At 47.7% G+C, this 11,611-nt stretch carries 8 protein-coding genes; 7 read left to right on the forward strand and 1 reads right to left on the reverse strand.

What is annotated here, in order from left to right; all coding sequences use genetic code 11:
- From UXZ23_RS03170 to UXZ23_RS03185, 4 genes are all read left to right on the forward strand, one after another.
- On the forward strand, positions 1 to 4,054 hold a 4,054-nt coding region (locus UXZ23_RS03170), incomplete at its 5' end, for an NAD-glutamate dehydrogenase (RefSeq protein ID WP_320819201.1).
- A gap of 117 nt (positions 4,055 to 4,171) precedes the next feature.
- A complete protein-coding gene (locus tag UXZ23_RS03175; RefSeq protein WP_320819202.1) occupies positions 4,172 to 5,314 on the forward strand; it encodes a hypothetical protein in 1,143 nt (380 codons plus the stop codon).
- Positions 5,311 to 5,535 carry a DUF2835 domain-containing protein gene (locus UXZ23_RS03180; RefSeq protein WP_015486360.1) on the forward strand — a complete coding sequence of 75 codons (225 nt, stop codon included), beginning with the start codon at positions 5,311 to 5,313 and terminating at the stop codon, positions 5,533 to 5,535. The genes UXZ23_RS03175 and UXZ23_RS03180 overlap by 4 nt, the downstream gene beginning before the upstream one ends.
- 100 nt (positions 5,536 to 5,635) lie before the next feature.
- Positions 5,636 to 6,664, forward strand: coding sequence for a quinone-dependent dihydroorotate dehydrogenase (locus tag UXZ23_RS03185; RefSeq protein ID WP_320819203.1), 1,029 nt, complete (start codon positions 5,636 to 5,638; stop codon positions 6,662 to 6,664).
- 91 nt (positions 6,665 to 6,755) lie between these two features.
- On the opposite strand, the gene rmf is transcribed toward UXZ23_RS03185, so the two are convergent.
- The gene (gene rmf / locus UXZ23_RS03190) at positions 6,756 to 6,950 is read right to left on the reverse strand and encodes a ribosome modulation factor (protein ID WP_015486362.1); all 195 of its coding nucleotides are present in this window, start codon (positions 6,948 to 6,950) and stop codon (positions 6,756 to 6,758) included.
- Between the two features lie 168 nt (positions 6,951 to 7,118).
- Here rmf and rlmKL point away from each other — a divergent pair, with 168 nt between their 5' ends.
- The 3 genes from rlmKL to UXZ23_RS03205 all read left to right on the forward strand — a co-directional run.
- Positions 7,119 to 9,260, forward strand: coding sequence for a bifunctional 23S rRNA (guanine(2069)-N(7))-methyltransferase RlmK/23S rRNA (guanine(2445)-N(2))-methyltransferase RlmL (gene rlmKL, locus UXZ23_RS03195; protein ID WP_320819204.1), 2,142 nt, complete (start codon positions 7,119 to 7,121; stop codon positions 9,258 to 9,260).
- 391 nt (positions 9,261 to 9,651) lie between these two features.
- Positions 9,652 to 10,830 carry an ammonium transporter gene (locus tag UXZ23_RS03200; RefSeq protein ID WP_320819206.1) on the forward strand — a complete coding sequence of 393 codons (1,179 nt, stop codon included), beginning with the start codon at positions 9,652 to 9,654 and terminating at the stop codon, positions 10,828 to 10,830.
- A 207-nt stretch (positions 10,831 to 11,037) separates the two neighbouring features.
- Positions 11,038 to 11,611 (forward strand): alpha/beta hydrolase (locus tag UXZ23_RS03205; RefSeq protein ID WP_320819205.1); only part of this gene is annotated, 574 nt, incomplete at its 3' end.

Below are 11,611 nucleotides of genomic sequence, written 5' to 3' on the forward strand. Positions count from 1 at the left end.
CATCAAGCTAGAAGAATTAGAGCCGGAGATTCAAGACTTTATCACCAGCCCGAACATGGTGAGCTTTATGAAGTCGGGTACGCGCAGTCGCGTGCATCGCCCTGCGTATCCTGACTATGTCGTGGTTAAACGCTTTGATAAAAGCGGCAATGTGGTCGGTGGCATGCGCTTTATGGGCCTGTACACCTCGATTGTGTATATTGAGACGCCGAATAATATTCCGTTAATTCGTGAGAAATTGAACGGTGTGCGGGCATTAGCTAAATTTGAAGCTTGGAGCCATAGCGGTAAAGAGCTGAATCGTATACTTGAAGTGTATCCGCGTGACGAGCTGTTCCAGTCGGATGTTAACCATCTTTATAAAACAGCCATTAGTATTCTTAATATTCAAGAACGTCGTCAGACGCGAGTCTACTTACGCAAAGATTCTTACAGTAAGTTTGTATCTTGCCTAGCTTATACACCACGCGACATCTACAACACTGAATTGCGCTACAAAATGGAGCAGGTGTTACGCCAAGAATTTGAACCGCTGGATATTGAGTTTAATACGTATTTTTCTGAATCGGTGCTTGCTCGTACGCACTTTATGTTGCGGTTAAATCCCGATAGAGACAATACGTTAGATGAGGAAATCGTAGCTCGTAAAATTCGCCAAGTTGTACGATCGTGGACAGATGATATGCACGATGCGCTTATCGAACAGGTAGGCGAAGAGAAGGGTAACGTACAGTTTCATGAATACCGTGCGGCATTTCCTGCCGGCTATCGGGAGAGCTTCGGCGCGCGTACCGCGGTTGCTGATATTCAGCATATGGAACAATTACGCGGAGACTCAGCTAAAGAAATGGCCATGAGTTTTTATCGTGAATTGGAAGAAGGCGAAAACGAATTACGCTTTAAATTGTTCCATTCCGAAACGATTTTACCCTTGTCGGATGTTATTCCGGTTTTAGAAAATCTCGGTCTTCGTGTATTAGGCGAACATCCTTATGAAATTCAATGCGCTGATGGTCAGCGTATTTGGATTCACAATTTTATGCTGCGTTATACCCTGTCGGATAAAATCAATATCGGCGCGGTTAAGCATCTATTTCAAGACGCCTTTAGTGCGGTTTGGCAAGGCCGTGCAGAGAATGACGGCTTTAATCGTCTGGTTCTCGGCGGCCAGTTAGGCTGGAAAGACATCGCAATTTTGCGTGCGTATGCGCGCTATATGAAGCAAATTCGTTTCGGTATTTCCGAATCCTATATCGCCGATACCTTGTGCGGATATATCGGTATTAGTGCGCAGTTAGTCAAACTATTTCATCAGCGATTTGGTCTAGAGGAGCAAACCGTTGAACAGCGTGAAGCGAATGTCGCTAAGATCGAAGAGTCGCTTATCGCAGATCTCGATAATGTTGATCAACTCAACGAAGACCGCACCATTCGTCGTTATATTGAACTGATTAAAGCCACCTTACGTACCAACTTCTATCAGCAAGATGAAAATGGCTGCGATAAGAGTTATCTCTCATTCAAATTGAATCCTGCAAACATCAGCGACATGCCACTACCGCGTCCTATGTTTGAAATCTTTGTTTACTCACCTCGTGTCGAAGGTGTGCATTTGCGTGGCGGTAAGGTAGCGCGTGGTGGACTTCGCTGGTCGGATCGTAGCGACGACTTCCGTACAGAGGTGTTGGGCTTAGTAAAAGCGCAACAAGTTAAAAATGCCGTGATTGTACCCGTGGGTGCCAAGGGCGGCTTTGTGGCTAAGTGTCTACCTAAAGATGGTGGACGAGACGCCTTTATGGCCGAAGGTATCGCCTGTTATCAAACCTTTATTAGCGCACTGCTCGATGTAACGGATAACCTAGTCGAGGGCAATGTTGTACCGCCTGAACGTGTGATTCGTCATGATCCTGATGACCCGTATTTAGTGGTTGCAGCGGATAAAGGCACGGCTACCTTCTCTGATATTGCCAACGAAATTGCGGTAAATCGCGGTTTTTGGATGGGCGATGGCTTTGCTTCCGGTGGCTCGATTGGTTATGACCATAAGAAAATGGGCATTACCGCGAAGGGCGCTTGGGTTTCGGTGCAACGCCATTTCCGTGAGCAAGGTTTGAATACTCAATCCACCGATTTTAGTGTGGTCGGTATTGGTGATATGGCGGGTGACGTGTTCGGTAACGGTATGCTGTTGTCGGAGCATATTTGCTTGGTTGCGGCCTTTAACCATATGCATATCTTTGTGGACCCGAATCCTGATTCGGCAGCGACGTTTCCTGAGCGTAAACGTTTATTTGAATTACCACGTTCGTCTTGGGAAGATTTTGATAAATCATTGATATCGACCGGCGGCGGTATCTTTTCGCGGTCGGCTAAGCGCATAGCGATTAGCGCAGAAATGAAAGTCCGCTTTGAGATTAAAGAGGATTACTTAGCACCCAATGATTTAATTAAAGCGATTTTAAAAGCGCCGGTGGATTTGATTTGGAACGGAGGTATTGGTACCTACATTAAATCCAGTGATGAACGTCATTCTAACGTGGGCGACAAAGCTAACGATGGTTTGCGAGTTAACGGTAACGAAGTTCGTGCCAAGGTGATTGGTGAAGGCGGTAACTTAGGTGTGACTCAACTTGGGCGTATTGAATACGGCTTAAATGGTGGGGCATCGTATACCGACTTTATCGATAATGCTGGCGGTGTCGATTGCTCCGACCATGAAGTCAACATCAAAATTATGCTGAACGAGATCATGGATAATGGTGATCTAACTCGTAAGCAGCGTAATGAAGTCTTTATGGCACAAACCGAAGCGGTCGGTAAATTAGTGCTGAATAATAACTATCGCCAAACTCAAGCGATTGCTTTGGCTTATCGCGATTGCAAATTACGCTTGGACGAATATGTGCGCTTAATGCGTGATTACGAAAGCCAAGGCAAGCTGAATCGTAGCTTAGAATTTTTACCATCGGAGGACGTGTTACTAGATCGCCGTGCACAAAATCAAGGTTTAACACGTCCTGAATTGGCGGTGTTAATTTCTTATACGAAAGCCGATTTAAAAGAACAGCTTAATCGTCCAAGCATTACCGAAGACGATTATATCTCGGCAATTGCGAGTACGGCTTTCCCTGCAGAACTTGCTACACGTTTTGCCGAGCCATTAACTCGCCATCGTTTGCGCCGTGAGATAATTGCCACGCAATTGGCGAACGACATGGTTAACTACATGGGCATTACTTTTGTTAGCCGCTTAGGAGACTCTAGTGGTGCGACTGTTACCGATATTGCTCGGGCTTATGTAACCGCACGCGATACCTTCTCGCTAGCGGAATACTGGAGCAAGATTAACGCACTGGATTACAGCGTCGATACGCATATTCAAGAAGATATGATGGCGGAGTTAATGCGTCTTGTGCGCCGAGCTACGCGCTGGTTCTTGCGCAATCGCCGCGTTAGCGTTGCCATTACTGCTGAGGTTGAGCAATTCCGTGATGCGGTACGCCATATTGCTGCTCATTTGGGTGAGACATTAAAAGGCGGTGCTTTAGCTCGCTGGCAGGCACTCTATGATAAACGTCGTGAAGCTGGCGTACCTGCCGATTTAGCTGCGTTTTCCGCAGGGGCGGGCGAGTTGTATGCCGCGCTCGGCATTATCGAAGCCGCTCAGCAAAGCAAATGCGACGTGCACAATGTCACTGAGGCGTATTTTGGCATCGGCGAGCATTTATCATTGGGCTGGTTCTTGCAGCAAATTAATGCCTTGCCTACTAGCTCTCACTGGGAAGCAATGGCGCGAGAAAGTTTCCGAGATGATCTCGACTGGCAGCAGCGTTCGCTGACGGTTGGCATTCTCGCGGGTAACGATAATCAGACGGAATTGAGTGATGCAATTGCGAACTGGGAAGAGGAGCAGGCTGTGTTGGTAGGACGCTGGCAGCGCATGCTTAATGAACTTAAAAGTGCCGACAATATGGAATTTGCTATGATTGCTGTCGCCTTGCGCGAGTTGCTCGACTTGGCCCAAGCGAGTCGTCATCAAAAAAACTGCAATTAGATAGATATTCGGTCGTGTAAATAGATCGAGTAACGGTCCGCGCGGGCTGCTTAATGCAGTCTTACGCAATTCGTGCTAAAAGCCCTGCATCTATTTTTTATGGTGCAGGGCTTTTTTATGTTTTTGGCTAATACAGCCGTTGCTAAGCGCCTCTCGCTGCTGTTGGTGCTGTTGGAATTATTGGTAGTATTTATGGCTTCCTGCGTTGTTAGTGCTGCGGAGGTGGATCAATTTTCACGGCCTGCAGAATTGGTGTTAAACGATAGCTCTGCCGTTATCGCCGCCGAAGTACAGCGGCGTATGAATTTAGCGATTAAGCGCGCTAATCGACCGGCACCTCATTTAAAGCCGCGTAAGGTTCAACGCGTTCCCAAGCAATCGCGCTGCTCTATACCTCGATTGTACGATTCAATGGCAGTGTATTTGGCGCGGCCGATTGTTGGTCAGATAGAAAGTTACGCCGAAACCGTTGCCGATAACGATGGATACCGTGTAGCGCTAAATCATTCGATTTACCGCAATTTCACTTGGCCGCAATCGCCGTCTTTGGTGCTGAGTGAACGTGTCGCTGCGGTGATTCGTGTCGGTGGCGAAGAAGTCGGTACTGATAAAATGGGACACTTTTTTACAGAAGGTCATACCTATTTCGAAATGACTAAGCACCTCACCTTGTCAGTGGAGGAAGCTATACTGTTTGGCGAATGGACCGAGAGCGTATATTTTGGCGCACAAACGACAGGCATTTATTCCTATGCCGATTTAGTGGCTAATTTTAATGGTCTACGTTTTTGGAATCGAATTCTCGCCCTGCAGCCCGATCCTCTGCTGCATTCTATAACGCGCCCTTATGTTCGCTGTGAAGACCGCCATTGGGTGCCGGAAGCGCGGTTTAGCTGGGTTGAGTATGTAGACAGCGGGTGGAATGAGAGTGTTAATTGCCCGGTGTTTCGTACACTCGCACTATTGGAAGAAGTATTAAACCAAGCGCCACTGTGTATGAAAGATAAGCTACCTAAAAATCGTTATGACGATTTAGAAGGGCGTCTATTTAATCGTGCAGGTTTAGCCGTCATGCCCGACTATTTGCAGCCCGAGGTACTTTGGTTGCAGCGCGAACCAGAAAGTTTATCCGGTAAAACGTTTCGACGAATAAAGTCATTGCGTGAACGTTTTGAACGTTGGCGTTTAGATAAAGAATTGGAGCTTCTGGAGTCGCGTAGACTTGAGGTGCAGCAAGCGTTAGAAAAGGATCAATCGTGAGTCAGCGTATTGTGGTTGATATTCATTTAAGTGCGGAGGAATACCTTCGCTACTATCGTGGTGAAATCAAATTGGTGCAGGCTACTTCCGTGGATGGCCGCAGGGTGCGTTTTCCTGCGAACGTGCTGCAACATGTTATCGGCCATGATGGTATTCACGGTCGTTATGCCATCGAGTTTGATGGCGATGGTCGCTTTCAAAGTATCAAGCGGGTTGATTGACCTGAAGTTCTAGCCTACTTTTTTCTACCTGATCATCTACAGCAGCCCCCAAGTAGCATATAATGCCGCCGTTTTTCGCATGCTTTCACTTGAGGTTGTTATGGATTGGTACGCTTTAACCCGTCAGTTGTTCTTTCGTCTAAGTGGTGAGACCTCTCACGAGCTGGGCTTAGATATGCTGGGTGCGGCTGAACGCCTAGGTGTGCTGCAATTTATAACCAAACAAGTGCCTGCCGCGCCGGTAACGGTTGCAGGTATTGAATTTCCAAATCCGGTTGGCTTGGCCGCGGGTTTGGATAAAAACGGCGACTACATCGACGCCTTTGCTCGCTTAGGTTTTGGTTTTATCGAAATCGGCACGATTACACCGCGTCCACAGCCGGGTAATCCTAAGCCACGCTTATTCCGTCTGCCGGAACAGCGCGCCATCATTAATCGTATGGGGTTTAACAACAAAGGTGTGGATCACCTTGTTGAACGCGTTAAAAAGGCAAAGTTTCGTGGCGTTCTAGGCATTAACATCGGTAAGAATTTTGATACCGCAGTTGAGGACGCGACCAGCGATTACCTGATCTGCTTAGAAAAGGTTTATCAATACGCGACTTACATTACGGTGAATATATCGTCGCCAAACACACCGGGCTTGCGCACACTTCAGTATGGCGATGCGTTGCGTGACCTTCTTACGCCGCTGAAAGCTCGTCAGCGCGAGTTAGCCGAAGAATTCGGCTACAAGCCTATGTTCGTGAAGATCGCTCCAGATATGGACGAGAATGAAGTGAAGCTGGTGGCGCAAACCCTGATTGATTGTGAAATCGACGGTGTAATTGCAACCAATACCACGCTATCTCGTGACGGAGTACAAGGTGCCAAGCATGGCAGTGAGGCGGGTGGCTTGAGCGGTGCGCCCGTTGAAGACCTAGCCACAGAGACCATTGCACGCTTGCAAGAAGCTCTGAAAGGTCGATTACCTATTATAGGTGTCGGTGGCATTCTCGATGGCAGTGGTGCGGTTGAGAAGTTTCAAGCCGGTGCCAGCCTAGTGCAGATCTATAGCGGTTTTATTTATCGCGGCCCAGAATTGGTTGGCGAATGTGTTAACGCCATCAAATCGGTATTGGGAAAGTAAGCTTAGAGAAGAATCTATGGCCCGACGTATTTGCCGGGCCATCCTCCTGGAGCGGGAGGTTAAAATTAGGGTGTTCAGATTGGGTTAGCGGTTATACCGCCATCTTGTGAATACCAGAAACGCCGGTATAGCCGTCCCAGTTGTCTTCGCGTCCAGATCGCCAACCGGCCATCCAGTAATCGCGGTTTGGCCCTTCAGGGGCTAGGTCTTTAGAACGGCGCTCTACACCAGCGCGATAACCGCGCGCGAATGCTCTTTCGTTCATGTCGCGTTTCTGTTTTTTCATAGAGTTGCTTCCTCGCTATTCATTTGCTCGGGTTGGCAGCCACAGGTGTTCAGCAGCAGACCGACTACAGTTGTACCGTGACAGAACGACGAATGTTAACGATTGATTTCTTATAAGCAGAACGTTTTTAACTGCTTTCTGCTATTTGACGGACTGGGATTTATCACCATGCAAAACGAAACGAACGCCACTCAACATACTTTTTTGGCAGCCTGCCCGAAGGGAATTGAATCACTATTGGCCGATGAAATCAGAGAGTTAGGCGGTGAAGTTGAGCGCGAAACTATTCTCGGTGTGGTCTGGCGTGGCGACTTAGCGACCGCTTATCGATTTTGTTTATGGTCGCGCCTTGCCAGTCGTTTGTTGCTACCACTGCAAGAAAGTCAGGTAGACAATGTCGACGAAATGTATGAGGCGGCCCGTTCGGTCGACTGGCCGATGGTATTCCCCGTAGGCGCTACGTTTCGTATCGACTTTCATGGTCGTACCGACTACCTGAACAACACCCAATTTGGCGCGCAAAAAATCAAAGATGCGATCGTCGATTGCTTCCGTGAGGAAGAGGGTACTCGCCCGAATGTCGACAAAGATGGCGACATTCGTATTGAGGCTCAGCTGCGTAAAGGTAAGATTTTTCTCTATCTAAACCTGACCGGCGACAGCTTGCATCGTCGTGGTTATCGCTTGCAGCCGGGCAAGGCTCCCTTGAAAGAAAACTTAGCCGCCGCGATTCTTATTCGTGCCGGTTGGCCAGCATTAGCAAAAGCTGGAAAACATCTTGTTGACCCTATGTGTGGTTCAGGAACAATTTTGATCGAAGCTGGCCAAATAGCTGCAGATGTCGCACCCGGTCTTAATCGTCAGCGTTGGGGCTTTGATCGCTGGCACCAACATGACCACAAAATATGGTTAGCGGAAGTCGAAGCGGCTCGTATTCGTCGCACCGAAGGCTTAGCCGCGATGACTAGTCGTTTGTATGGTTTTGATATTGATGGTGATCAATTGAATGCCGCGACTAAAAACCTCGAACGTTCAAGCCTTGCCGGTAAAGTGCATTTGGAACGCCGTAGCATTGAACAACTGCGCGTCCAAAAAGAGGTGATCAAAGAGGGCGGTATTGTTGTTTGTAACCCACCTTACGGTGAGCGTTTAAGCGAACTGCCACAATTGGCGCCGCTGTATCAGCAATTCCACGATGCCACCATGCAAATGCCGGAATGGCCGATTGCCATGTTTACCGCCAATCTTGATTTGGCGCGCAGTGTTCGCCGCCCGGTGAACAAGCAATACAAGTTAATGAACGGCAAGATTGAAACCCGCTTGTTGGTATTTGGTGCTGCGGATGAACGCTCAGACCGTGCCCCTGCCAGTGCTATTCGCGGGCCGGTAGAAGCCTTTGCCAATCGCTTGAAAAAGAACATCAAGAATCTTCAAAAGTGGGCGAATCGCGAAAACGTTCATTGCTATCGTTTATACGATGCCGATTTACCGGAATACGCGGTAGCGGTTGATCGCTATGAAGATTGGCTACACGTACAAGAATACGTACCGCCTAAAACCATTGATCCGGCGGTGGCTGAGCGTCGTTTACTCGATATTTTGGCCGTATTGCCAGAAGTCACTGGTGTGCCTGCAGAGCAGATTGTTCTGAAGCGTCGTGAGCGTCAAACTGGCCGTAAGCAATACGAAAAACACAACGATGAAAAAAGCACTATGGTCGTGCGCGAAGGCCAAGTGCAATTACAAGTAAACCTAAAAGATTATTTAGATACTGGCTTGTTTTTGGATCACCGCCCAACGCGTTTAGAAATTGCCCAGCTTGCCAAAGGCAAACGCTTTTTAAACCTGTTTTGCTACACCGCTACCGCCAGTGTTCATGCCGCCGCCGTGGGCGCACATTGCACCAGCGTGGATATGTCGCGTACCTATTTAAACTGGGGTCGTGAAAACTTACGTTTAAATAAAATAAACGACGAACTGCACAAGTTTATCCAAGCCGATTGTTTGCAGTGGTTGCGTGAAGATAAAGGCAGCTACGACATTATCTTTATGGACCCACCAACCTTCTCTAACTCAAAACGTATGGAAGGCGTGCTAGACATACAGCGCGATCATGTTGACTTGATTCGTCTTGCAATGGAACGCCTTGCGCCGGGCGGTACTATGATTTTCTCGAACAACCTGCGTAAGTTCGACATGGATGCTGAAGCACTGAGCGAATTTACGATTGTGGACGTGAGCGCTAAATCCATTCCTACTGACTATGCTCGCCGCACCAATATTCATGTGTGTTATCACATTACTAAGTGAAACGTCGCATAGCTTGAGTGTAGGCACTAAAAAAAAGCGAAAAAACCAATATTGCACCATGTGTGTGCAGTATTGGGTTCATCCCTCCCTCATTGCTCCGCAGTAAAAATCCATAATTGCGACATATTGAAACTTTTACTCGCGACAATGCGCCATATCTGGGCGATATTAAGCTGGTTTCAGACAAAGATGACAAACTTGGTATGAAATCTGCTAAATGAATCGCCACTTATTCTACATTCTTACCTAGGACTGGGTTTGATTATCGTTTAGGCACTGATTTGGGGCTTCGGAGTGAGCGCCTGCCTTAACTTAATCTCGTTAACTTTGAAGAGGACCCAACGTGGAAAACATTGACGTCAACAGCATCAATAGCGCGGTAGAAACCTTGATGCAAAGCGCCAACACCATGTTTATTTTGCTCGGTGCCATTATGGTGCTAGCGATGCATGCCGGTTTTGCATTTTTAGAAGTGGGTACGGTTCGCCACAAGAACCAAGTAAACGCTTTAGTAAAAATCATTACTGATTTTGCCATTTCGACTTTGGCTTACTTTTTCATTGGTTATCAAATCGCCTATGGCATGGATTTCTTCGCTGGCGCTAACGACCTTGTCGTGAATAGTGGCTATGAGCTGGTGAAGTTCTTCTTCCTGTTGACGTTTGCGGCAGCCATTCCTGCGATTGTTTCGGGTGGTATTGCCGAACGCGCTAAATTTTATCCAATGTTGATCGCATCAGCGTTGATCGTGGCATTTGTTTATCCCTTCTTTGAAGGCATTATTTGGAACGGCAATTACGGGTTCCAAGATTGGTTACAAACAACTTTTGGCGCGAGTTTCCACGATTTTGCTGGCTCAGTGGTTGTTCACAGCGTGGGTGGCTGGATTGCATTTGCAGCCGTATTCCTATTAGGTTCGCGCAAAGGTCGCTATCGTGATGGTCGCGTTGTGGCATTTGCACCGTCGAATATTCCCTTTCTTGCGTTAGGTGCATGGATTCTTGCGGTAGGCTGGTTTGGCTTTAACGTGATGTCTGCTCAGACATTAGATGGTATCTCTGGTCTGGTGGCTGTAAACAGCTTGATGGCGATGGTTGGCGGTACGATTACGGCGATGTTGGCTGGCCGTAAAGACCCTGGCTTTATTCACAACGGCCCATTGGCTGGTTTAGTGGCGGTGTGTGCCGGTTCTGACTTGATGCATCCAATCGGTGCATTGGTTGTTGGTGGTGTTGCTGGCGCACTGTTCGTATACGTATTCACACTGGCGCAAAACCGTTTTACCAAGTTTGATGACGTATTAGGTGTTTGGCCATTGCACGGCTTGTGCGGCGCATGGGGTGGTATTGCAGCGGGCATTTTTGGTTTAGAAGCCTTCGGCGGCCTTGGCGGTGTCAGCTTTATGTCGCAGTTGATTGGAACATTTGCTGGTATGGCCGTCGCCTTGATCGGTGGTTTTGTTGTCTACGGCTTCGTGAAAGCAGTTTCTGGTATTCGTTTAACGGAAGAAGAAGAATTCAACGGCGCTGATTTATCAATCCATAAAATAGGTTCGACCAGCGAACTCTGATTATTGGATTGGTTCGACTATTAAGACCGAAAGCCCTGCGAGTGATCGTGGGGCTTTTTTATGCGCGACGTTTGAGGTGCAAACTTAAGCTTCGAAGGAGTAGCAGGACCTGCTATTTTACTGAACTATAAACCACACCACGTGGGTTTGAGACATGGCGGGTAGTGATACTTTACTGTTGTATAGTTTAGTGTGAGAGGTAACTGTATGGTTGAGAATAAAGGTCGCTGGCTGAGCTTTTTTAGTACTTGCTTACTGGTTCTGGTTTTTTCGTCGTTTGCCTATGATGCACAGGCACAGGTTCGCTTTCGTGATGTTGTAATCCCTCCATCACTAGAGCAGCCCGCAGGTATGATTGAGACGGTTGCCGAAGACGACTCCTACGCAGCTAAGTACCTACCCGATATCATCTATGCTACTTATGGCGAACGAGCGGTAACGCTAAGTTTACTGATGCCAAAACAAGAGAGCGCCAAAAGTTCGTGGCCATTAATTGTCTACGTGCAAGGCGCTGCTTGGCGCAATCAAAACCTTTATCAAGCACTGCCACAATTAGCGGATTTTGCCCATCAGGGTTATATCGTTGCCAGTATAGAGCACCGTCCCTCGTCGGAAGCAATCGCACCGGCGCAAGTTCAAGATATTAAATCAGCTATTCGTTATTTACGAAAAAATGCCGAAAAATATCATATTGATCCTAATCGAATTGGCATTATGGGGGATTCATCAGGAGGTCATCTTGCGGTGATGGTGGGAGTGAGTGAGGGCGAGGCAGACTTCG

This window comes from Thalassolituus sp. (assembly GCF_034111725.1).
Classification (GTDB): Bacteria; Pseudomonadota; Gammaproteobacteria; order Pseudomonadales; family Oceanobacteraceae; genus Thalassolituus.